The organism is Streptomyces sp. NPDC053432 (genome assembly GCF_055585365.1).
Map to the genome: position 1 here is coordinate 108,809 of NZ_JBVJKF010000020.1, position 22,658 is coordinate 131,466.

Annotated in this window: 15 protein-coding genes and 1 pseudogene; 8 read left to right on the forward strand and 8 right to left on the reverse strand. The window is 71.8% G+C overall.

The window, feature by feature from the left end; translation table 11 throughout:
• Window positions 1-51 precede the first annotated feature (51 nt).
• The 4 genes from ACZ6Y1_RS28385 to ACZ6Y1_RS28400 form a co-directional block, all read right to left on the reverse strand.
• The gene (locus tag ACZ6Y1_RS28385; protein WP_469635878.1) at window positions 52-2,319 is read right to left on the reverse strand and encodes a pyridoxal-phosphate dependent enzyme; all 2,268 of its coding nucleotides are present in this window, start codon (window positions 2,317-2,319) and stop codon (window positions 52-54) included.
• A 2-nt stretch (window positions 2,320-2,321) separates the two neighbouring features.
• Window positions 2,322-3,302 (reverse strand): GHMP family kinase ATP-binding protein, encoded by a 981-nt coding sequence (locus ACZ6Y1_RS28390; protein ID WP_469635880.1) that lies wholly within the window; start codon window positions 3,300-3,302, stop codon window positions 2,322-2,324.
• On the reverse strand, window positions 3,268-4,836 hold the full coding sequence (locus ACZ6Y1_RS28395) for a lyase family protein (RefSeq protein ID WP_469635883.1): 1,569 nt from the start codon (window positions 4,834-4,836) through the stop codon (window positions 3,268-3,270). The genes ACZ6Y1_RS28390 and ACZ6Y1_RS28395 overlap by 35 nt, the downstream gene beginning before the upstream one ends.
• A gap of 188 nt (window positions 4,837-5,024) precedes the next feature.
• Window positions 5,025-12,353, reverse strand: coding sequence for an amino acid adenylation domain-containing protein (locus ACZ6Y1_RS28400; protein ID WP_469635886.1), 7,329 nt, complete (start codon window positions 12,351-12,353; stop codon window positions 5,025-5,027).
• Between the two features lie 345 nt (window positions 12,354-12,698).
• Here ACZ6Y1_RS28400 and ACZ6Y1_RS28405 point away from each other — a divergent pair, with 345 nt between their 5' ends.
• The 3 genes from ACZ6Y1_RS28405 to ACZ6Y1_RS28415 all read left to right on the forward strand — a co-directional run bounded on the left by ACZ6Y1_RS28405 (window position 12,699) and on the right by ACZ6Y1_RS28415 (window position 14,495).
• Window positions 12,699-13,250 carry a hypothetical protein gene (locus tag ACZ6Y1_RS28405; protein WP_469635889.1) on the forward strand — a complete coding sequence of 184 codons (552 nt, stop codon included), beginning with the start codon at window positions 12,699-12,701 and terminating at the stop codon, window positions 13,248-13,250.
• A gap of 275 nt (window positions 13,251-13,525) precedes the next feature.
• Window positions 13,526-13,864, forward strand: coding sequence for an STAS domain-containing protein (locus tag ACZ6Y1_RS28410; RefSeq protein ID WP_469635892.1), 339 nt, complete (start codon window positions 13,526-13,528; stop codon window positions 13,862-13,864).
• Window positions 13,865-14,219: 355 nt separating this feature from the next.
• The gene (locus tag ACZ6Y1_RS28415) at window positions 14,220-14,495 is read left to right on the forward strand and encodes an isoamylase early set domain-containing protein (protein WP_469635895.1); all 276 of its coding nucleotides are present in this window, start codon (window positions 14,220-14,222) and stop codon (window positions 14,493-14,495) included.
• Window positions 14,496-14,647: 152 nt separating this feature from the next.
• On the opposite strand, the gene ACZ6Y1_RS28420 is transcribed toward ACZ6Y1_RS28415, so the two are convergent.
• Complete coding sequence (locus ACZ6Y1_RS28420; RefSeq protein ID WP_469635898.1) at window positions 14,648-14,998, reverse strand: MerR family transcriptional regulator; 351 nt, start codon at window positions 14,996-14,998, stop codon at window positions 14,648-14,650.
• A 1,167-nt stretch (window positions 14,999-16,165) separates the two neighbouring features.
• On the opposite strand from ACZ6Y1_RS28420, the gene ACZ6Y1_RS28425 reads away from it, so the two are divergent.
• The gene (locus ACZ6Y1_RS28425; RefSeq protein ID WP_469635901.1) at window positions 16,166-16,831 is read left to right on the forward strand and encodes a hypothetical protein; all 666 of its coding nucleotides are present in this window, start codon (window positions 16,166-16,168) and stop codon (window positions 16,829-16,831) included.
• 380 nt (window positions 16,832-17,211) lie between these two features.
• Here the strand turns inward: ACZ6Y1_RS28425 and ACZ6Y1_RS28430 are convergent, their stop codons facing one another.
• Window positions 17,212-17,631 carry an arsenate reductase ArsC gene (locus ACZ6Y1_RS28430; RefSeq protein ID WP_469635905.1) on the reverse strand — a complete coding sequence of 140 codons (420 nt, stop codon included), beginning with the start codon at window positions 17,629-17,631 and terminating at the stop codon, window positions 17,212-17,214.
• 119 nt (window positions 17,632-17,750) lie between these two features.
• On the opposite strand from ACZ6Y1_RS28430, the gene ACZ6Y1_RS28435 reads away from it, so the two are divergent.
• The 3 genes and pseudogenes from ACZ6Y1_RS28435 to ACZ6Y1_RS28445 form a co-directional block, all read left to right on the forward strand.
• Window positions 17,751-18,065: an ArsR/SmtB family transcription factor gene (locus ACZ6Y1_RS28435; RefSeq protein WP_469635908.1), complete on the forward strand. Its 315-nt coding sequence runs from the start codon at window positions 17,751-17,753 to the stop codon at window positions 18,063-18,065.
• Window positions 18,066-18,115: 50 nt separating this feature from the next.
• Window positions 18,116-18,919, forward strand: coding sequence for an aquaporin (locus ACZ6Y1_RS28440; RefSeq protein WP_469635913.1), 804 nt, complete (start codon window positions 18,116-18,118; stop codon window positions 18,917-18,919).
• A pseudogene (locus ACZ6Y1_RS28445) lies at window positions 18,916-19,038 on the forward strand (pyridine nucleotide-disulfide oxidoreductase); the annotation flags it as partial. The gene ACZ6Y1_RS28440 and the pseudogene ACZ6Y1_RS28445, both read left to right, overlap by 4 nt.
• A 790-nt stretch (window positions 19,039-19,828) precedes the next feature.
• Here ACZ6Y1_RS28445 and ACZ6Y1_RS28450 read toward each other — a convergent pair.
• Window positions 19,829-20,275, reverse strand: a complete 447-nt coding sequence (locus ACZ6Y1_RS28450) for a hypothetical protein (RefSeq protein WP_469635916.1) — start codon at window positions 20,273-20,275, stop codon at window positions 19,829-19,831.
• 176 nt (window positions 20,276-20,451) lie between these two features.
• On the opposite strand from ACZ6Y1_RS28450, the gene ACZ6Y1_RS28455 reads away from it, so the two are divergent.
• Entirely contained in the window at window positions 20,452-20,718 is a 267-nt protein-coding gene (locus ACZ6Y1_RS28455) for a hypothetical protein (RefSeq protein WP_469635919.1), read from the forward strand.
• A gap of 1,208 nt (window positions 20,719-21,926) precedes the next feature.
• On the opposite strand, the gene ACZ6Y1_RS28460 is transcribed toward ACZ6Y1_RS28455, so the two are convergent.
• Window positions 21,927-22,487, reverse strand: a complete 561-nt coding sequence (locus tag ACZ6Y1_RS28460) for a YrhB domain-containing protein (RefSeq protein WP_469635922.1) — start codon at window positions 22,485-22,487, stop codon at window positions 21,927-21,929.
• Between the last annotated feature and the right edge of the window lie 171 nt (window positions 22,488-22,658).

A 22,658-nucleotide genomic window follows, 5' to 3' on the forward strand; every position in this document is an offset into this window, starting at 1 on the left:
TGCGGCCGTACGGGTCGTACGGCGCGTCGTCGGAACGGGTACGGCGGAGGATCAGGAGCGGGGGGCGGCCTCGACGTCGAGGCGGACCAGGGCATGCGCCGCGTCGAGGGCGGCGTGCACGCCGGCGGGCTCCGCGTGGCGGGCGATCACGTGCCCGAGCCGGTCGGAGGCGCTGCGGGGCGTGCGTACGGGAGTTCCGGGGGCGGCGGTGACCAGCACCGACTCGACTCCCTCGACGGCCGCCGCGGCCTCGGCGCCGTGGACGGCCGTGAGGGTGCCCTCGGTGTCGGCGAGGAGGAACTGGATCCCGGCGTGGCCCGCCTCCTCCGCCTTCAGGTGCGGGGGCAGGCCGAGGGCGGCGCGCAGCTGCGCGTCGAGGAGGTCGACGCCGGTGGCGAGCCGGATCAGTTCGGGGATCATGCCGCCGGCCGGGCGCGGGTTGATCTCGACGAGGGCGGGCCCGTCGGCGGTCAGTTTGACCTCGGTGTGGGTGGCGCCCAGCCGGATCCCGGCCGCGTCCAGGGCCGCCGTCACCGTGTCGATGATCGACTGGGCGGTGTCGGCGGGCAGCGGGGCGGGGAAGAGGTGGCGGTGTTCGACGAAGTGCGGGCCGGTGGTCACGGTCTTGGCGGTGATGCCCACGCACACGGCCTGCCCGTCCCCGCCGAACATCTCGACGCTGTACTCCGGCCCGTCCAGGTACTCCTCGACGAGGACGGTGCGGGCGGTGGGCATGCCCCGCACGTTGGTGTCGATGGCGAGGATCCGCTCGATCTGGGCGCGGACCTCGGCCTCGTCGGCGCAGAGCAGGACGTTGGTGGAGCCCGAGTCGTCGGCGGGCTTGACCACGCACGGCAGTCCGGTGCGGGCGACGGCGGCCGCGGCTCCGGCCGGCTCGCGGACGAGGGAGTAACGGGGCTGGCGGACGCCCGCGGCCCGCAGCCTCTCGCGCAGGGCGGACTTGTCGCGGCAGACGGCCACCGCCTCGGGCGGGTTGCCGGGCAGGCCGAGCCACTGGGCGGTACGGGCGGCGGCCGGTACGTAGAAGTCGCTGGTGGTGGTGACCCCGGCGATCTCCTCGCGGCGGAACCGCTCCTGTACGGCGGCGCGCAGGGCGGCGTCGGAGTTGGTGTCGCAGCGGACCACCTCGGCGCCGGTCTCCGCGAGTCCCCGGTAGCGGTCGGGGTCGCCGGTCAGCAGGACGGGTACGGTGCCCAGTTCGCGCGCCCGCTCCAGCGCGAGCATGCCGGTGCCGGTGGTGTTGGACTCCACGAACAGCAGGTGCCGGCGGATCCCGGCGGGCGGGCTGTAGGCGGCGGTGGACCAGGTGCGGGCGATCCCGTCGGGTCCGAGGGCGGCCGGCGCGGTGGCGGTGGGCACCTCGCGCAGCCGGTGCGCGTCCCAGTGCCCGTCGTCGTAGACGGTGTCGGCGTAGCGGTCGCCGCGGTCGGGGAGGATGCCGACGATCCGGGTCCCGGGCTCGGCGCGGTCGGCGAGGCCGGTGAGGACCCGGTAGACGGAGCCCGAGGTGTTGCCGCCGAAGATCTGCTGCTCGCGGGCGAGGTCCCAGGTCGCGGCGAAGGCCTCGTGGTCGTTGAGCCAGTGCACCTCGTCGACGAGGGTGCGGTCCAGGTTCTTGGGCAGCAGGCTGTTGCCCAGCCCGCTCTGCAGCCGCTGCGGTACGTCGGGCTGGCCGAAGAGGGCGCTGCCCACGCAGTCGACGCCGACGACGTGCAGGGCGGGCAGCCGCTCGCGCAGCGCCCGGGCGGTGCCGCACAGGGAGCCGCCGCTGCCTACGGCTCCGACGAGGGTGTCGAACCGGCCCAGGTCCGCCAGGAGCTCCCCGGCGAGGGTGCGGTAGGCGCCGGGGTTGTCGGGGTTGGTGTACTGCTGCGGCCAGAAGGCGCCGGGCAGTTCGGCGAGCAGCTCCGCGAGCCGCTCCAGGCGGGCGCTCTGCCAGCCGTGGCTGGTCATGGCCTCGACGACGTGCACCCGGCAGCCCAGGGCGCGGAGTTTGGCGAGGGTGACGGGGTCGATGCGCGGGTCGGTGACGATGTGCACCTCGTGGCCCAGGGAGCGGCCGACGAGGGCGACGCCGAGGGCCATGGTCCCCGAGGAGCTCTCGATGACGGGGTCGCCCGGCTTCAGGGTGCCCAGCCGTCGGGCCTCCAGCAGGATGTTGCGGGCGACGCGGTCCTTCATCGCGAAGAGGTTCTGCAGTTCCAGCTTGGCGTAGACCTCCACGCCCCGGGCCTCGCCCAGACGCAGCCGGACCAGCGGGGTCCCGCCGATCGCGTCCGTCACGGTGTCGAACAGCATGCTCAGATCTCCAGCTCGGTGGGGTGGGCGGGCGGGGCCTGCGGGCTCCAGCTGTCGTCGGCGCCGAGGGAGCGGTGTACGGACACCTCGCCGCCGAGTGCGGCGCAGCCGGCCCGGATGTGCTCGGTCTTGCCGGCGAGGGCGGGGTCGTTCGCCTCCAGGAGGACGCCGAGCATGGTGCCGCTGTGGGCGAGGACCAGGCCCAGCCCGTCGACCTCGCGGCACAGGGCGTGCAGTTGCGCGAATCCGGCGCGCCGGCGGCGGTGGGCGTTCATCTCGGCGCTGCGGGTGGCGACGGCCCCGACCTCGGCGAGGTCGCCGCGGGCCACGGCGTCGGTGAGCCGGTCCAGCAGGCGTGCGTATTCCTCCCGGTCGGCGGCGTCGATGGCCCGGGCGCCCCGGTTGTGCGCGACGGTGTCGACCTGGCCGCCCTCGTCGTGGGCGACGACGGTGAGCGGCGGCAGCACCCCGAGGCGGCGGCCCAGGCGCACCTCCCGGTGGTGGAAGGCGACGATCTCGTCGTACATGACCCCGTCGGCCGGTTCTATGCCGCGCAGGAAGTCCTCCGTCTCGGCCGGGGTGAAGGCGCGCCCGTGGGCGGCCCCGACGGCCCGTACGGTGGCGACGAGGTCGGCGGAGGAACTGGCGAGGCCCTTGCCCTCGGGCAGGTCCCCGGCGACCTCCAGCAGGCCGCCGTCCGCCGTGCCGAGGGCGGCCAGGACGGCCTCGGCGACACGGCGGGACTTGGCCTTGTGCGCCGGGCGCACCCGGACCTCGCGGCGGCCGGGCTGGGGGTGGAACACGGCGGTGGCCCAGCGGGCGAGGGGGAAGGTGACCAGGAAGTCCCCCTGCGGGTGGGGCAGGGCGCCCTGGAGCAGTTCCCCGAAGGTGCCGAAGGCGCTGCCGGAGCCGGGGCCGACGGGGACGGCGGTCGCCCCCGCGACGGTGTCAGTGGGCGTGCTGAACGCGGGTGCGGATGCCATCGCCGTCCTCCTCATGGATCTTGTCGTCGGGCGCTCCGTACAGGGCGCGGTCGCCCTCCTCGGCGCCCGCACGGAGCGCGGCGGCGCGCGCCTGCCAGTCGGCGCGCAGCTGTGCGTACGTCTCCTGCTGGGTGCTCAGGACCGCGCGGACGGCGTCGGGGCGGGCCGACCCGTCGGACACCAGGCGCTCCAGGCCCCGGTCGACGTCGAAGGCCTCGGTGAGGAGCCGGGCGGGGTCGGCGAGGGTGATGCCGTGTCCGGCGGCCGCCTCGGCCAGCAGGGCGGGTTCGCCCGGGGCGGGGGCGGCGCCCGCCGTCGCGGCGAGCACGACGTACTTCCCGGCGACGACCTGGGCGGTGCGCCAGGGCACCCCCTCGGTGAGGCAGAGGGCGTTGGCGAGGCTGAAGCCGCCGAGGAACTCGCGCTCGCACACCCGACGCATGCGGTCGGCGCGGAAGGTCAGCCTGCGCAGCACCTCGGTGAGGAGGCGGACGGTGCCGTGGGCCGAATCGAAGGCGTTCAGCAGGTGGGTGCCGGCCTCCTTGGACACCTCGACGAGGTTGCAGAAAGGGGTGTTGCGCTGGCCCAGGAGCACGTCGAAGTGGAAGGCCGTCAGGTGGGCGGTGCGCCCCCGGATGCGCTCCAGGACCGGGTAGTTCTTCTTCTGCGGCATGGCGGAGGAGATGCCGGACAGTTCGTCGGGCAGTTCGATGAACCCGTACTCGCTGCCGCCCCAGGTGAGCAGGTCGGTGGTGAAGCGGCTCAGCGCGGTGCCCAGCAGGCTCAGTTCCGCGGTCAGTTCGGCGCTCCAGCGGCGCGAGGCCACGGCGGTCAGGGCATGGGGCTGCGGGCGGGAGAAGCCGAGCAGCCGGGCCATCCGGTCGCGGTCCCAGGGCAGTTCCTGTCCGGCCATGGCGCCGGCGCCGAGCGGGCAGGCGTCGATGCCGTCGTACGCGTTCAGCAGCCGGGCGTGGGTGTGCAGCAGGTGCTCGGAGAGCGCGGCGAGGTGGAAGCCGGGGGTGATGATCTGGGCGGCCTGGAAGTGGGTGTACCCGGGCATGGGCAGGTCGCAGGTCTCCTGGGCCAACTCGTTTATGACCGAGCCGAGTTCAAGGAGCGCACTCGCGAAGCGGGCGAGCTGGTCGCGGCCGTACATCACCTGGGCGCAGGCCTGGAGGTCGTTGCGGCTGCGGTCGGCGTGCCAGTGCGTGACCGGGGCCGGCAGGCCCGCCTCGACGTGCCGTTCGAGGGCGAAGGCGATGTCCGACATGTTGGCGCCGGGCTGCGCGCTGAGGGTGTCGGATCCGACGGCGTCCAGCAGGGCGGCGATCCGATGGGCCTCCTCGGCGGTGATCAGGTCCATGCGGACGTACTCGGCGGCCAGGGTCTTCTCGATGGCGACGTAGTGGCGCAGCAGGTGGCGGGATTCGAACCCGAACTGCGGGGCGAGGACTTCGTCGTGGAGGAGCTCGGCGGGACCGCCGCGGATCCGGCCGCTCAGCTCGGGGGCGGGCCCCGGGGTGTCAGTCGTCACGTGGTGTGTTCCGTTTCCTGTTCTGGTGCGGGGTGCGGGGGCATGCCGGGGCACGCCTCGTCGGCGCACGGCGCGCGGAGGGCTGGGGGCGGGGTGGGAGGGCCAGGGGTGTCTCGTCGGCCGGGGCGAGCCCGGACTGATCGGCAAGACACCCCTTACGGGCGCCCCGGGCGGGCCGGGGCGCCCGGTCAGCGGGGGCCGGCCCCGGCGAGGGCGGTGCGCAGCAGGGCGGCGGCCGCGGTGCTGTGCGGCGGCCGCATCAGCCCGTAGTGGTCGGTGGCGGCCTCGTGGCGGGTGAAGCCGGCCTCGGCCCGGACCGCCCATCGATCGGCGGAGTGCTCCCGGGCCCCGGTCGTGCTCTGGAGGAAGAGGACCGGGCAGGGGGCGGCCGGGGGCCGGTACGCGGCGGCGGCGCGGATCCCGGTGCGGAACACCGCGTAGTGCCGGGCGAGGTCCCCCGGGTCCAGGCCGGGGGCGAAGCCCTCGCGTTCCACCTGCTCGGCGAGGACGGCGAGCCGGGCGGGGTCGTCCGCCACACTGCGCAGGGAGCTCCGCAGCAAGGACACGCTCTCCTCGGTGGGGTCGAACCCCGCGGAGCGGGCGAGGTCCTCGTGGAACCACTCCAGCAGCTCGTTCTCGTCGTCGGGGACAAGGCCGGGCTCCGGGTAGCCGGTGTCCAGCAGTGCGAGGGTCGCCACCTCCTGTCCGGCGGCGCGCAGCTGGACCGCCATCTCGTGGGCGAGGAGCCCGCCGAAGGACCAGCCGGCCAGGTGGTAGGGGCCGGTGGGGCGGATCCGGCGCAGGGCCTCCAGGTGGGCGGCGGCCAGCTCCTCGACCGTGGCGTCGGGGGCCGCCGACGGGTCGGTCAGCCCGGGTGCCGTCAGGCCGAACACCGGACGTTCGGTGCCCAGTTCGGCGGCCAGGGTGCGGTAGCAGAAGACGTTCCCGCCGATCGGGTGGACGAGGAAGAGCGGGTCGAGGGTGCCCTCGGCCTGGAGGCGGACCACCGGGTCCGGCGCCACGGCGACGTGGCGGCCGCGCAGCAGCGCGGCCTGCCGGGCGACGGTCGGGTGCTCCAGGACGGCCGAGACGCCGAGGCGTTCGCCGAAGGCCTGGTTGATCCGGCCGATCAGGCGCAGGGCGTCGATGGAGTGCCCGCCGGACGCGAAGAAGTCGTCGTCGACGCCGACCGGGCCGGCGTCCAGCAGCCGCTCCCAGATCCCGGCGAGGCGGGATTCGAGGGCGTCGCGGGGCGGGATCGGCTCGGCACCGCCCCGCAGGTCGGCGGGGTCCGGATCGGGCAGGGCGGCGCGGTCCAGCTTGCCGTTCGCGGTCAGCGGGAGGGCCGTCAGGCACACCCAGGCGGAGGGGACCATGTACTCGGGGAGCCGCTCCCGGGCGTGGGCGGCGATGACGCCCGGGCCCAGGGCGGGTGCGGCGTCCGGGCCGGCCGCCTCGGGGACGAAGTAGCCGACGAGGCGTTCGCCGCGGGGCAGGACCGCGCAGTCGCGCACACCGGGGTGTTCGGCGAGGACGGCTTCTATCTCCCCCGGCTCGACGCGGAAGCCGCGGATCTTGAGCTGGTGGTCGGTGCGGCCCGCGTATTCCAGGGCTCCGTCGGGGCGGTGCCGGGCCAGGTCGCCGGTCCGGTAGAGGCGGCGGGTGGTGCCGTCGGGACCGGTGTGTTCGATGAACCGCTCGGCCGTCAGCTCGGGTCGTCCGTGGTAGCCGTCGGCGAGGCCGACGCCTTCGAGGAAGAGCTCGCCGGTGACGCCGAGGGGGACCTCGGCCAGCCGGCGGTCCAGGACGTGGGTGCGCATGTTGGCGATGGGCCGGCCGATGGGCACGGTGTCGCCGCCGTCCGGCCGGCACTGCCAGTAGGTGACGTCGACGGCCGCCTCGGTGGGCCCGTAGAGGTTGTGCAGCTCGACGCCGGGCAGCCGCTCGAAGAACCTGCGCTGGACCTCGTACGGCAGGGCCTCGCCGCTGCAGACCACCCGGGTGAGGCCGGCGGCGCCGGCCACGGCCGCGGGGTCGTCGAGGAAGACGCTGAGCATCGACGGGACGAAGTGCACCGTGCTGACGCCGTCGGCGCGGATCAGTCCGGCGAGGTAGCCGGGGTCGCGCTGGCCGCCGGGGCGGGCGAGGACCAGGGTGGCGCCGGTCAGCAGCGGCCAGAACAGCTCCCACACGGAGACGTCGAAGGTGTACGGCGTCTTGTGCAGCACCCGCTCCCCCGGCTTCAGCCCGTATGCGTCCTGCATCCACAGCAGCCGGTTGGCGATGGCGCGGTGCGAGACCACGACCCCCTTGGGCTTGCCGGTCGATCCCGAGGTGAAGATCATGTACGCCGGGTCGGACGGCACGGGAGCGCGGGCGGGACCCGCGGTGCCCGTCACGGCCTCCTCCGGCCGCAGGACGATGACCCCGGAGCCCTCCAGCCGCTCCGCCCACGCGCCCTCGGCGACCACCAGGCCGATGCCGGACTCGGCGAGCAGCGACCGTACCCGCGGCGCCGGGTGCTCCGGGTCCAGCGGGACGTACGCGGCGCCGGACTTGAGGACGGCGAGGAGTACGACGGGCAGCGCCAGGGAGCGTTCCAGCAGCAGGCCGACGAACGTGCCGGGGCCGGCGCCCCTTTCCCGCAGGGCCGCGCACAGCCGCTCGGCCTCGGTGTCGAGGGTGCGGTAGGTCAGCTCGGCGCCGTCGAAGCGGACGGCGGGGGCGTCGGACGTCAGGTCCCGCTGCTGGTCGATCAGCCGGGTCAGGACGTGCGGCCGCCGGTGGTCGACGGCGGTGCGGTTCCACTCGGCGTAGCGGTGGTGTTCGGCCTGCGGCAGCAGGTCGGCGGTCGTGCAGTCACGGTCCGGGGACTCGGCGAGGTCGCGCAGGGCGGCCGTGTAGGAGGCGTGCGCGCTCGCCATCTGCTCCTCGGAGAACTGGGCCGCGTCATAGCGCAGGCCCAGTTCGAGCAGGGCGCCGTCGGGGCTGCGGGAGAACTCGGCGCCGAAGGCGAAGTCGGTGCCGGCCTCTCCGGTCTCCTCCAGCACGGTGAACGCGCCGTCGGCCGGCCCCTCCTGCTCCACGTGGAAGTGGGTGTAGTTGAAGAAGGTCTCGAAGAGCGGGCCTCCCCCGGACAGTCGCTGGATCTCGGCGAGCGGGAAGCGGCGGTGCGCGTGCAGTTCCGCCTCCACGGCGGCGACGTGCCCGACGAGGCCGCGCCAGCTGAGCCCGGTGACCGTGATGCTCAGCGGCAGGGTGTTCAGGAAGACGCCGACGACCTTGTCGCCGTCGGTCTCCTCGGCGCGGCCGTTGTGGACCACCCCGGTGGTGACCGCGTCGCCGCCGCCCAGCAGGGCCATGACCCTCAGGTGGGCGGCGAGCAGGACGGTGCGCAGCGGTACCCCGCACGCCGCGGCCAGGGCGGTCAGCCGGGTGTGCAATTCCTCGGGCAGGGGCGCGAGGTACCAGGACATCCGGGCGGGTCCGCCGGTCGCCGCCGGGCGGGCCAGTGTGGTCGCGGGGGCGTCGGCGGCCTTGCCGGTCCAGAAGGCGCGCTGCCCGGGGTCGGCCAGCGCGGCCCGTTCGAGGGCGACGAAGGAGGCGAACCGGGAGCGGGGGCCGGCCTGCGGGGAGGGGCCGTCCGCGGGGGTCCGGGCGGCGAGCGCCTCGGTGTAGCAGCGGGCGAGTTCGGTGAGCAGCGACCGTTCGCTCCAGCCGTCGAGGACGGCGTGGTGCTCGGCGACGAAGAGCTGGAGCCGGGTGTCGGAGAGCCGCTGGACGTGGAACCGGATCAGCGGGGGCCGGTCCCAGTCGAAGGGCCGGTCGCGCTCGGCGGCGTAGCGGGCGGCGACGGCGAGGCGCTGCGCCTCGGCGTCGAGGCCGTGCAGGTCCTCGAAGGTGAGCTCCGGGCGGGCGCCGCGGTGGACGAGTTGGAGGGGCTCGGTGAATCCGTGCGGGTCGAAGGAGGTGCGCAGCATCTCGTGCCGGGCCGCGAGGACCTCGACGGTGGTCCGCCAGGCCTCCTCGGAGAAGGGCGCCTCGATCAGGTAGGAGGCCACGTTGTGGTAGACGCGTCCGCCGGCCGACGGCAGGTCGCTGTGGTAGAGCATGCCGGCCTGGAGCCGGGTCATCGGGTAGGCGTCCTCCAGTCCCTCGGGCAGCGCGGCGCGGTCGGCGGGGGTCAGGAGTGCGAACGGCTCGTACGGGGCTTCGGCCGCGGCCGCTGCGCGGTCCCGCGGGGTGACGTGCGGGGCGAGGGCGCGGGCCGTCGAGAAGCTCATCAGGTCGGCGACCGTGAGGTCGAGGCCTCGTTCGCGGACCCGGGCCAGCACTTGGAGGGAGCGGATGGAGTCGCCGCCGAGGGCGAACCAGTTGTCCAGTGCGCCGACCCGGTCGTGCCCGAGGACCTGGGCGAAGACCTCCGTGAGCGCGGTCTCGACCGGCCCGCGGGGTGCCTCGTAGGCGGCGGTGGGGGTGCGGCCGGCCGAGCCGGGCGCGGGAAGCCGGCGCCGGTCGGTCTTGCCGTTGGCGGTCAGCGGGAAGGCGGGCAGGGTGACGAACGCGCCGGGGATCATGTAGCCGGGCAGCCGCCGCGCGAGGTGCTCGCGCATCTCCTCGACGGTGGGGCCCGCCCCGTCGTCGGCCCCGGACACGGCCAGGTAGCCGACCAGGACGTCGTTCCCCGCGGGGTCCGGTGCGACGAGTGCCACCGCGGCGTCGACGAGGGGGTGGGCGGCCAGGGCGGCCTCGACCTCGCCGAGTTCGATCCGGAAACCGCGCAGTTTGACCTGGTGGTCGATGCGGCCGAGGTACTCCAGGTCCCCGTCGGGCAGGGCCCTCGCCAGGTCTCCGGTGCGGTAGAGCCGCTCACCGGGCGAGAGCCCGGCGGGTGCGTCGGCGACACCGTCGGCGAGCCCGGTGGGGAAGCGCTCGGCGGTGAGTTCGGGCCGGCGCAGGTAGCCGCGGGCCAGGCCCGCTCCGGCGACGTACAGCTCCCCGACGGCGCCGCGCGGGACGCTCCGGCCGCGCGCGTCGAGCAGGTGCAGGCGCAGATCGGGGATCGGCACGCCGATGACGCTGCCGCGGCCCTCCTCGGCGTCGCGGGCGGTCAGCGGCCGGTAGGTGACGTGCACGGTCGTCTCGGTGATGCCGTACATGTTGACCAGGCGGGGTGCGGTGTCGCCGTGCCGGGCGAACCACCCGGCGAGGGCGGCGACGTCGAGGGCTTCCCCGCCGAAGACGACGTGGCGCAGGCCGAGCCCGGGGTCGGCCGGTCCGGCCGTGCGGTGGTGTTCCTCGTCGGCCCGGGCCAACTGGTAGAAGGCGGAGGGGGTCTGGTTGAGGACGGTGACCCGTTCGGCGCGCAGCAGCCGGTGGAACTCCTCGGGCGAGCGGCTGGTTTCGTACGGGACCACGACGAGGCGGCCGCCGTGCGCGAGGGCTCCCCACAGCTCCCAGACGGAGAAGTCGAAGGCGATGGAGTGGAAGAGGGTCCACACGTCGTCGGGGCCGAAGCCGAACCAGTGGTCGGTGGCGGAGAACAGCCGGGTGACGTTGGCGTGGGGCACCAGGGTGCCCTTGGGGAGGCCGGTGGACCCGGAGGTGTAGATGACGTAGGCCAGGTGGTCCGGGGTCACGCCGGTGTCGGGGGCGGTGTCCGGTTCGGCGGCCAGGAGCGGGGCGTCGGCGAGCAGGTCGACGGTGTGCAGGCCGGGGGCGTCCCACAGGTCCCGGGTGCCGGTGGTTCCGACGACGTGCTCCAGGCGGGCGTCCTGGACGATGTGGCGCAGCCGCTCGGGCGGGTTGTCGGGGTCGAGGGGCAGGTAGGCGCCGCCGGCCTTGAGGATGCCGAGCAGAGCGACGACGAGGTCGGCGGAGCGGGGCAGGCACAGTCCGACGAGGGTGTCGGGGCCGACGCCGAGGGCGCGCAGCCGGTGCGCGAGCCGGTTGGCGCGGGTGTCGAGCTCGCGGTAGGTGAGGCAGACGCCCTCGTGGACGAGGGCGACCGCGTCGGGAGTGCGGGCGGCGTGTCCGGCGAAGATCTCGTGGACGCACGTCCGCTCGCCCGGGGTGTGCGGGAGGTCGGCGCGGTCCGGGAGCGTCGAGCCGATGCCGGTCCGCTCGTCGGGCGACAGCATCGGCAGTGCGCCGATCGGCAGTTCGGGGTTCGCGGTGGCGGCGTCCAGGAGTCGGGCGAAGTGCCGGCCGAACTGCCGGACGGTGGCGGCGTCGAACAGGTCCGCCCGGTACTCCAGCCGGCAGCTCAGCGCGCCGCCGGTGCGTACGACGTCGAAGGTCAGGTCGAACTTGGCGGTTCCGGCCGGTCCTTCGAGGAGCGTGGCCTTCGGGCCGGGCAGGCCGTCGGTCATGCCGTCCTCGTCGTGCAGGCCGAACATGACTCGGAAGAGCGCGGCCTCCTCGCCGGTGCGTCCGGCGGCGATCCGGTCGACGACGCGTTCGAAAGGCAGGTCCTGGTGGTCCTGGGCGTCGAGCACGGTGTCCCGTACGCGCTCCAGGTGGACCCGGAAGGCGGGATCGTCGGACAGGTCGGCGCGGATCACCAGCGTGTTGACGAACAGGCCGACGGTGTCCTGGAACTCCTTGCGGCCCCGGCCCGCCACCGGCGTCCCGACGAGTACGTCGTCGGTGCCGGTGTAGCGGCCCAGCACGATCTGGAAGGCCGCCAGCATCAGCGTGTACGGGGTGCTGTGGGTGTCACGGCACAGGCGTTCCATCCGGGCGAGCACCGGGGCCGGGACCTCGAAGGAGTGCAGCGCCGCCGCGCCGCGGGCCGCTCCTGCGGCGGGCCGGCCGTCGCGGGGCAGGGGCGCGTCGGGCAGTTCGCCGTCCAGCTGCTTCTCCCAGTAGGCTAGCTGGCGCTGGGCGGCGGGGCCGCGCAGCCATTCCTCCTGCCAGTCGGAGAAGTCGGCGTACTGGTACGCGGGGGCCTCCGGGGCGACGATCCCGGCCGGGCTGCGGCGGTCGGTGCCGTCAGGGCCGCCGTCGGGCCCGTCGCCGTAGTGGGCGTACGCGCCGAGGAGTTCGCGGACGAGGATCCCGACGGACCAGCCGTCGGCGACGATGTGGTGCATGGCGAGCGCGAGGACCGCGCCCTCGGGGGTGTGCAGCAGGGCCGCCCGGAAGAGCGGTCCGGACTCCAGGTCGAAGGGCCGGTGGTGTTCGGCGGCCATCCACTCCTCGACGTCCCCGGCTCCGCGGGCCGTGGCGCAGGACCAGACGAGCGCGGCCTCGGTGTCGATGTGCTGCCACAGCTCGCCGTCGCGCAGGACGAAGCGGGTGCGCAGCGCCTCGTGCCGGTCGAGCAGACCCTGGGCGCAGGCGCGGAGCGCGGCTTCGTCCACCGGGCCTTCGAGGCGGTAGAAGACGGGCATGTGGTAGGTCGGCCTGCCCTCCTCCAGCTGCTGGAGGAAGTACATCCGCTGCTGCGCTCCGGACGCGCGGAACGCGCTGAACGACGGCTCCGCAGGGCGTTCGATCGGATCGTGACTGGCCAAGACAACTCCCTCGGCGCCGCACCGGTGTCCGGCCCGCGACGCATGCTCCGCTTGCTTGCCCGTCCAGCCTAGGAACAGCATCGATTCGGGTGAAGTCGCCTTTTTCCGGTCCCCTGTTCACGTGACCGGGACCGCCTCGGGAGCCACCGTCCCCTTGTCCCGGCCCCTGCTACGAGGACCACGCAGGCCGGGCGGACAGGGCCATCTCGGCATGTCCGCATTTGAGATGATGATCGCCTGGAACAACGAAGTGCGGGTCACGGCGGCGTCCGCCGCCCGGCCCGTCGAAAGGCGAGGATGAGATTGCGTACGTGGACGCGCGCTGCAGCGGCAGCGGTGGGGGCTGTGACCGTGACCGCCCTCCTGGCCGGGTGCAACGGCCTCGGGGCGGCGAAGGGCAACAGTTCTCCGTCGCCGCATGCCGCCGCGGACACCAAGAAGACGTTCCGTCTGGGCGAGGCCAGTCCGGAGCAGGAGAGCCAGAAGGTGGACTCCGCAGACGCGAAGTTCACGGTGACACCGTTGGAGGTGCACACCGGTACCGAGGCGGACATGGAGAACTCCGGCCTGCAGAAGGACGACAAAGGCCCGCAGATCCCCGTGTTCGTGTGGTCGACGCTCACTCACAAGAGCGGCACGCCCATGAAGATCGGTGACATGGACGGCGACCTGATGATCAGGACGGAGGCGGGGCTCAGGACGCGTGCCCTGATCGTCATGATGGGCAGTGCGAAGTGGGCGAACTGCCCGGAAACGCAGAGCGAAAAGACCCTGGGCCCGGGTCAGTCCGAGAAGATCTGCACGGCGTTCCTGATCCCGGCAGGACAGAAGCCGGCCGCGGTCGAGGTCTTCCAGGGCTTCAACGCGGAACCGGCGCAGTGGCCGGTCAGCGGCTGAGTCGAGTGACGGGCCCCACTGGGGCCCGTCTTCGGTGCTCGCGGATAGCCAGGCAGGCGGGAACGAGGTCGGCGAAGCGGTCCGTCAGTACGGCGACCGACTCGCAGCGCCGGTGGTGCACGGCCGAGCTCCCCCAGCGAGCAGGCGCGCGGGCGGGGCACGTTTCGCCGGCCTGCGCCGGCACCGGCACCGGCACCGGCACCACCCGGGGGCACAGGTCGTGCAACCGTCCTGGCGTACCCCGGCGTGGGGACGGCATGCCTCATAGTGGAGGCATGGGCGATCAAGAAGGCAGCGACGCAGGGGTGTGGGTCAGCAGCGGTGACCAGCGGACTGTCGTCCATGTGGGGGGTGAGATGGACATCGACCGGGCCCCCATGCTGATCACCGCCCTGCTCTCCGCGATCACCCAGCCCGGCGGCTCCAGCGAGATCGTCGTGGACGTGACCGAGATGTCTTTCTGCGACTCCTCGGGCATCAACGCCCTCATCGCGGGTCTGCACGCTGCGGAGGAGCACGGCCGGCACATCAGCCTGCGTGGCCCACGGCCCCAGTTGCTGCACCTGCTGGAACTCACCGGCACCGACAAGCTGTTCCCGATCACTGACAGCTGACCGAAACACGGCCGGCAGCACCTGCGGGGGTCGCCCGACTGGTCTACACCCGCAGGCCCCGGCGGGCCGGTTCGTGTCATGGTGGCAGAGCGACGAGAAGGTCCATGCACGCGGGACCCGGCCGGCGGTGAGTCCCGGCCGGGTCCCGCTACGGGCCCGTCCCTCGCTACCTGCCCCACCACCCTGGGTGCCACTGTGCGCCGCCATCCCCGGGAACCGGCCGCCGCCATCCCCCGGGGACCGGCCGGGTGGCCGGCGGACCGACCCACGGCCGCGTTCCACCCCGCAGCGTCACCGCCCTGGCGACCAGGCCCGGGGCCTACCCCGACAACTCCCACACGGCTGGAGAAGCATCATGCTCGAACGCAAGCGACTCAAGGACCGGACCCAGGTCACTTTCGTCCTGCCCGAAAACCAGCCGCCGGCGCCGGTCAGCGTCGTCGGGGACTTCAACCACTGGAACCCCGCCGCCCACCCCCTCCAAGCACGCGGCGACGGCACCCGCGCCGCCCACGTCTCCCTGCCCGCCCACAGCGCTCACTCGTTCCGCTACCTGGCCGCCGGCGATTACTGGTTCGACGACGAACAGGCCGACCACCACGACGGCACCAACAGCCGCATCCACACCTGACCCCATGAGGCAGGCGCCCGCGCCGGTGAGCGCGGGCGCGGTGCAGGTCTCGCCGGATGCCGGGCGATCGCGGTTGCCCGCGGGCCGATCCGCAGCGGGGGTACTGGGACCAGCCGGCATTCCAGCGGGCCGGGCGGGGACGGTCTCAGGCCTCAGGCCGCGGCGTCCGGGCCGCCCGAACCGGCGGCGCGGCGGTACTCGGCATTGAGGCGCTGGGCCTCTTCGAGCTGGTCCTCGAGGATGATGATGCGGCAGGCCGCCTCGATCGGGGTTCCCTGATCGACGAGTTCCCGGGCGCGCGCGGCGATCCGCAGCTGGTAGCGGGAGTACCGGCGGTGTCCACCGGCGGAGCGGAGCGGCGTGATGAGGCGGGCCTCGCCGATCGCGCGGAGAAAGCCCTGAGTGGTGCCGAGCATCTCGGCGGCCCGACCCATGGTGTAGGCGGGATAGTCGTCGTCGTCCAGGTGGCCACCGAGCGGGCCGGTCGGATTGTCAGCTGCCATGGAGCCTCTCTCATAAAACGGGTGAACGCGTTGAGGGGCCCTGGTGCCTATGGCACCAGGGCCCCGAAGGAACAGCTACACCATCTGCCGGCCCTGATACTGCACCGGCTTTCTGTTTCCGCTCACCCGACTGAACGGAGTCGGGACTGCGGGGATCGCGATTGCTTGACCGGAGACCACCTCACTATCGATGTCCTGCGGTACCCGGGCTCTGCTTTCCCACCCGGGCGATCCTGATGGCGCTCAGCTCCTCCGTTCTTCCCTCTGGGATCAATCACTTACCGGTACTGCATCTACTGCTGTACTGCGAACTGCTGGTGACCTGTCCCAGCGCCACCTCTCCGACAGCCAGCCCCGTCGCCCGTCCTGCACCTGCTCTGGCTTGGAACCCCACTGCCGGACTTCCCGGTGCGCGCGCCCGCAGCCGACGCCTTCACCGAGGATGCTGCTCACTGACTTCACTGCTGGGTACTGCAACCGCAACCGCATCAACTGCATGCGGCGGTACGGCGGCCCCTGATGACTGCGGGCCACCCGGTCCGAAGGCCAGTCCCGTCGCCTTGACGCTTGTCACCACTCCGGCTTCGACACTCCACCACCGAACCGTCCTGCAACTGCGGGTACTGCTGCCCGGCAGTTCATCTCTACCGGGCCCTTCGTTCTCTCTGGGCTACGAGAGAAACCATACCCTCGCCGCCAACCAATGTCTACTCTGGCCGTCACAGATTTTGGGACGCAGGAGGTAACCGGCGGTAACGGGTCAAGCTCCGGGTCGCAAGGGGACGCCGAAAGAGGGGACTCCCTGCACAACTCGGCTCGGACCACGATCTTCCCCGGCCCGACAGGATCAGGGGTCGGCCAGGGGGCGCCATGCCAGTCCAGGCGCAGGACGGCGGCCTCGTCGCGGGGCGGGCGGCGCTCGTGGGCACAGGCAACCGCGCCGACCACGGCCCGTCGACCCCCACATGCGGGCCGTCAGGCACTATCCGCGCTCGTCTCCCCACGGGCAAACCCCTCGGTCACCGCTGGGAGGCCTTTCTGCACAGTGCGACCCGAAGGGCCGGGGTGCGTGAGCCCGCGCTCCGCCACCCGTCCGTTTGCCGCGTACATGACCAGCGGCATAGGGTCGCCGTCGTTCAAGGTCATTCACACGGGGACAACACACACATGCGCATCAAGTCACTCATCGCGTCGGCCGCAGCCGTCACCGCTCTGCTCACCGTCACCGCATGCGGGGGAGGCGACGGGACCGTCGGCGGCATGGGCTCCGGGGCCGAGTCGGGCACCGGCACCGACGGCGGGCCCCACGAGGGCACCCTGGAAAATCCGACGAAGAACGGTGGGGTCAACGGCAGTGCGCCGAAGGACGGAACCGCGTTCCAGAAGCTGCCCAAGGCCGGCACCATGGCAGCGGCGGCCCGCTTCATCAACGGCTACACCCCCTGCGACCCCGTCAGCCCCAAGCCGAAGAACGGCGGGCCGAGCGAGGGTCCGGACACCAAGTTCGGTCCTGCCTTCTCCGTGACCGAGATTGGATACTGCGGCAGGCGCAGCGTCACCACCATCGTCCTGATCAAGGATCCCAAGGCCTTCCAGACCGCTTTCAAGGCCGAGACCGACGCCAAGAGCGGCGGGAACCCGAACCAAGGCATCGTCGTCGGCCAGGACTTCGCCATGGGATCCGAGAGCTCGGACGCGATGAGCGCCCTGCTCCGGCCCGAAGCCGGCCTGCTCATGCTCAACTGCCACCCGAAGTTCAACCCGCCCAGCGGTTTCCGCAAAGAACCCGCCCTGGTCAAGGGCTGCGTCCTCACCGACTACTACGAGGACTGAACACCGCTCCGATCGGCCCGGGCGCCGACCTGACGCCGCCAGAGCCGGGACTCGCGGCACGGCCCCGCCCCTGACGCATCTCAGCGCGCGGTCGGCCGGGGCAGGCGGCGGGCTGAGGCCGGCGCAGGATGCGGGCGAGGCGGTCGGGGCGTGTCAGGGCGGGCTGGGGCGAACTCGCTCGAGGCTGGTCGTACACCCAACCACCTCTCCGCCGCCGGAGCCCCCAGCCGGGCGGGCCGCTGAAGCGTGGCGGGAGGCGAACCGGGAGCGGACCCTCGCCCTGAACCAGCGCGGACAGCCCGCCACCGGCGCCTCCCAGCACGGTCCGCCGCATCCTGGCGGCGGGCGGTCCACGCCCCGCCTCAGGGGCTTGGTGTGCCTCAGGCCTTCGACTTGGCGTCAACTTCGGCGATCAGGCCCTCGATGAGGCCCTTGATCTCGTCGCGGATGGGGCGAACGGCTTCGACACCCTGGCCGGCGGGGTCTTCGAGCTGCCAGTCGAGGTACGTCTTGCCGGGGAAGTAAGGGCATGCGTCGCCGCAGCCCATGGTGATGATGTAGTCGGAGGCCTGGGCGGCTTCAGGGGTGAGGACCTTGGGGGTCTGGTCGGCGATGTCGATGCCCAGTTCGGCCATCGCGGCGACGGCGGAGGGGTTGATCCGCTCGCCGGGCATCGATCCGGCGGAGCGGACCTCGACGCGGTCGCCGGCGAGGTGGCGCAGGAAGCCCGCGGCCATCTGGGAGCGGCCGGCGTTGTGGATGCAGACGAACAGCACGGACGCGAGCGGGGTGGCGGACATCGGCTCTCTTCCTTCGGGAGCGGGCGACCGTCGGCACGCAGGGAGGAGCGAGCCGCGCATCGGCCGGACAGTTCAGCCCAGGCTGGTATCAGCCTCGGATGATGTGACAGTATCAGCGCATGCTGACGTCAGTCGACACTGAACTGTTCCGGGTGCTGGCCGACCCGCTCCGGCTCAAGATCGTGACTCTCCTCGCGCAGGAGACGCTGTGCACCACCCACCTCGTGGAGGAGACCGGTGCGAAGCAGACGAACCTGTCCAACCACATGAAGGTGCTGCGCGAAGCCGGGGTCGTGGACACGGAGCCGTGTGGGAGGTTCATCTACTATCGCCTGCGCCCGGACGTCCTGGAGGCGCTCGCCGGCCAGTTCGCCGGCCTGGCCCGGGCCGCGCGTGCCACCGCCGAGGCGAACCGCAAGCGGTCCTGTCCCTGACCTTTCGCGTCCTGCCGCGGCTACCGCGCCTGCCCGAGGAGAACTGCCCCTTGACCGCCACTGAACCCGCCGCCGAACCCGCCATGAGCGACGCCATAACCGCCGCTGCGGCGCCGCAGCCCGCACCGGGGGCAACCCCTCCGCGCAAGCCGCTCCTCGCCCGCGTGGCCGCCGAGCTGGTCGGGACCGCCGCTCTGGTCGCGATCGTGGTCGGCTCCGGCATCCAGGCCACCGAGCTGACCGACGACGTCGCACTGCAGCTGCTGGCCAACTCCACCGCCACCGTCTTCGGCCTCGGCGTCCTGATCGTGCTCCTCGGCCCGGTCTCCGGCGCCCACTTCAACCCCGCGGTCAGCCTCGCCGAGTGGTGGACCGCCCGCCGCGGCGGCCCGGGCGTAACCGGCCGCGAGCTCGCCGCCTACATCCCCGCCCAGATCACCGGCGCGATCGCGGGCGCCATCCTGGCGGACGCGATGTTCGGGCAGCCGCTGGTGAAGTGGTCCACGCACGAGAGGTCGGCGGGCAACCTGCTGCTGGGCGAAGTGGTGGCCACCGCGGGCCTGGTCCTGCTGATCTTCGGTCTCGCCCGCACCGACCGGCTGCGGTTCGCCCCCGTCGCGGTCGCCTCCTACATCGGCGCCGCGTACTGGTTCACCTCCTCCACCTCCTTCGCCAACCCCGCCGTCACGATCGGCCGCGCGTTCACCGACACCTTCGCCGGAATCGCCCCCTCCTCGGTCGCGGGCTTCATCGCCATGCAGCTGCTCGGTGCCGTCGCCGGACTGGGCCTGGTCGCCCTGATCTTCGCCGGCACCAAGCAGGACCAGAGCGCCGGGGACCCTACGCCCCGGTGACCCAGCGCACGGACGTGGTGGTGATCGCCGGCGGCCAGGCCGGGCTCGCCGCCGACTACCACCTGCGCCGCCTGAGCATCGAGTACGTCGCCCTGGACGCCCAGACGGCGCCCGGCGGGGACCGGTTGACTCGATCTACCGCAGCACGACGGGCACATAGCTCATCCGGCGCTGGTGCCTCGACCAGCTCGACGCATGGGCGGTACCGCACGAACGCACGACGGTGACCGCCTACGGCGCACAGACCCACGTGGTCCTCGCCGGAGACGGCGCTACGACCGTCGTGTTCGCGCCGGGCACCGACTTCAACGCCGCCGCATCCCTGCCGCTGGCCACGCCCCTCGTCACCACCGGCTACCAGGTCCTGCTGGTAGACGTCCCGGGCCGGCCCGGTCTCAGCTCCGGCGAGCGAGCGCTCTCCGGCGGCCGGTTGTCAGGTGCCGGTGAAGCCATACTCCGCCACGAGCCGCTCGTGACCCCAGCCGCCTTTGATCAGCATGCCGGAACGCAACATGGCATCCATCGGCGGCCGCCGCTGCGGCCAGTCCCTGCCCTCCGGGGTGGTGCAGCCGGGGCTCTGGAGGACGGCTACTGGCGGACCGCGCAGCGGGTGAGCCCTGCCTCTCTTGCGATCTCCGACAGGCTCATAGTCCCCGGCCTCGAGCAGCCCACGAAAGCGTCGAAGTTCCGTCCACCAATAGCGGATCCAACAGCACAATCAGCCGCGCTCCACCGCCCCAAATAGGCCAGCAGCAGGCTGCCCGGCAGCAACCCTCACCACGTCAGGCAATGGGCACGTTCATTCGTACGTGGCTGAGCAGGTTCATGGCTGTGGCAAGATTTTCGTAGGCGGAGATCATCTCGGCGAGATGGTCGGCCGGTCAACGTAGGGTCGTCGGAGGTGGGCGATCAGGACGACGCGGTGTCTGAGGAGACGGACGCCGACACGGTCGGCCATGATGCGTTTCTGGAGCTTGAGTCAGTGATGCGACCTTCGTTGACCTCGAAGTTGTAAGGGGTGGTGATGCCCCGGGCGACGGCACCTCGGTCTTCACGCAGGGCTCTGGCAAGGCCGGTCAGCGGTGCGAGTCCGGTGTTCGCGAGGTCGTCCAGCCACTCTGGCAGGCATGTCGCATCGCGGTTGTCGAGCATGGAGGCGAACCGGCGGGCCAGGTCGTGGGCGGTCCTCAGCTCAGGGCAGCGGTCGAGAAGGCAGGGCAGGCGGTCGTTGATGTGCGAGCTGCGACGGTGCGGGTGGGTGGTTACCCATCGGGCGGCTTCGCGTGGAGAGGGCGGCCGCTCGTAAGGCTCGTCCGGGGGCAGGCCTCGCCTGAGGGGTGCGACCGCCATGTTCACGCGCTGGTAGTGGCCGAGGTAGCCCTTGGTCTGCAGTTCTTCGTGCAGGATCTCGCGCTGTGCTGTCCCTCGTCCCAGTGTTGCTGCAGCGGCGGGGACATGACCCAGCAGCCGCTAGGTCCGGGCGGACCCGGCACGGCAACAGCAACCTCAAATGCCTGCTTGGAGTCGCCGCAATGGCCGCGATCCGCAACAAGGCCTCCTACCTGTCGGTGTTCTTCCGTCGCGTCTCGGCCCGCCGAGGCGGCAAACAGGCTCTGGTTGCCGTCATGCCCAAGATCGCAATAGCCATCTGGAACGTTCTGAACGACCACCACCCCTACCGCGAACTCGGCGCCGACTACTTCACCAAACGCGACCCCGCAGGCGCCATGCGCCGCATGACCAAGGAAGCCAACAGCCTCGGCCTGACCATCCGCTTCGACCCCATCACGGCTACCTGACCTGCACGGGTACACCGTATTTTCGTGGTCAGAGCCACTTCTCTCCCCAGTTGCTTACAGGTGTATGTCCCCAGTGGTAGTACGTGCTCCTGATTCTGGTGCGTCATGCTGACTCCATGACGTCTAAGGGGTGGGGCATAGCAGCCGCGGCCTGGACCTTAATTACCGTGCTGTTTGTGGGATAACGGTGTGGGCCGGGCTTGGAGGGCTCGTGCGGCTGGAACTGGTCGGAGATGAAGTACGGGTTCGTCTTTCGCAGTGCCAGCGCGCAGGCGGAGGCCGAGGGAAAAGCTACGTCGAGTGCTCCGGTCAGCTCGTGGGTGACGTGAGCACGGAGACCGTGATCGTGCGTTATGACGGCAAGCAAGGGGAGGTAGTGCCCGCCGCGAAGACGCCGTGGGGAACCCTTGTGGTGGTGGATAGGGGTCTCACGTCGTGGGGGACGGCAGCTCTTTATCCGCTACTGCCTTTCGGGGCTGCCGCGTTGGCTGCCTACCTTGCTTCGAGAGCCGGTTGTCGCGGATGGAAGCGGACCGCATCAAGCATCTCGTGAGGCTTGGTGACCAGGGGTCGTATGCCACGTCCGGGTCTCGTTCGATGGTGGCCCCTGCCAGGATGCCCACAGCCAGATCACGATGTGGGAGAGAGACATGGGGGCCTGGAGGTGCCGACCACCGTGCCGTCGCTCTTCTCGGCCTTCGCCACATATGTGATCTCGCTGTTCGCGCCACTGTCTGCGGGCGGGTTCCACGTGGCGAGCAGACCCGAGTCACCCGCGGTGGGGACGACGTCGGTGACCGCGCCCGGGGCGATCGGCGGCAGGTACCTCGCAGCCCATCCGAGACGTCGTCCGGGAAGCCACGTCCTTCCGCCAGGGGACGAAAGCCGAAGGAGTTTCGGACTCCGAAGCGGCAGGCCAGGCCGTCGTAGGCGTTGCCCCTGTTGAGGAGGAAGAGAACGATGCCGACCTCCCATACGGAGTCATCGCCGTCGGGCCCCCATAGGCGAGCTCCTGGACGGCATTCGATCATTCCGCTGACGTCGGTCGACACAGAGCCATCCTGCCTGCGCAGGTCAGGAGCGGGCACCCCCATTCCCGGTCGCGCGTACGGCCGAGCGCACGGCTCGGCCCGCTGTGCGCGGCTCCGGCCAACTTGAACGCTCAGTGGCTTCCCAACGGAGAAGTCAACCGTCGTGAGCCAGATGCACTAGCCGAGCTTTCCCTGGCGGACGGTCTGCACGGCGAGCACCGGGTTCACGGGTTCAATGAGTTGTTCAACGGCGACAGCCACAAGGTGGGCCGGGGCATCGGCCTGCAGCAACGCACTCACGTACTCAAGAGCCTGCGACGGAGACAGCATCGGCAGTCGCCGGCGCAGGATGCGTACCGCTTGCATGCGCCCACGCACGGCGGCAGCTTCGCGTATCTCGTCGTGTAGATCGTCCACAGGGGTGCGGACGGCGAGCCCCCGAATGCGAACGCGGTAGTCAGCCTCCCAGGCTCCCTCGATCTCGGAGACCACTCCAATCTGGTGCAGCCCTCCGTCGAGGCGGTCCACCAGGTAGGGGCCGTGACCAGCCAACATCGCGGCGGGATTCCGGGTGCGCGCGTATTCCTCGGACTGCCAGTAGACCTTCCAGACCAGCTCATGTTCCTCTACGTGCAGCACTGTTGTGGGCACCGAGGCCATGCCCCGAGCCGCCCACTTCTGATTCTCACGGTCCAGCTCTTCCTCGACGATACGAACCGCGGTCTCTCGCTCGATCACGCGTGCAGCATCCCCTACGGATCCGATGCTGACCAGCAAGATTCTGGGCCCGCAGTCACACCACCCATCAGGGCCAACTACAACGCTCACTCACCACAACCGGGACGGGACAGCCCGCGTCAGACTCGCTTCCGAATGCGAACATGCCGATCTAACAGGAGTGACGCCTTC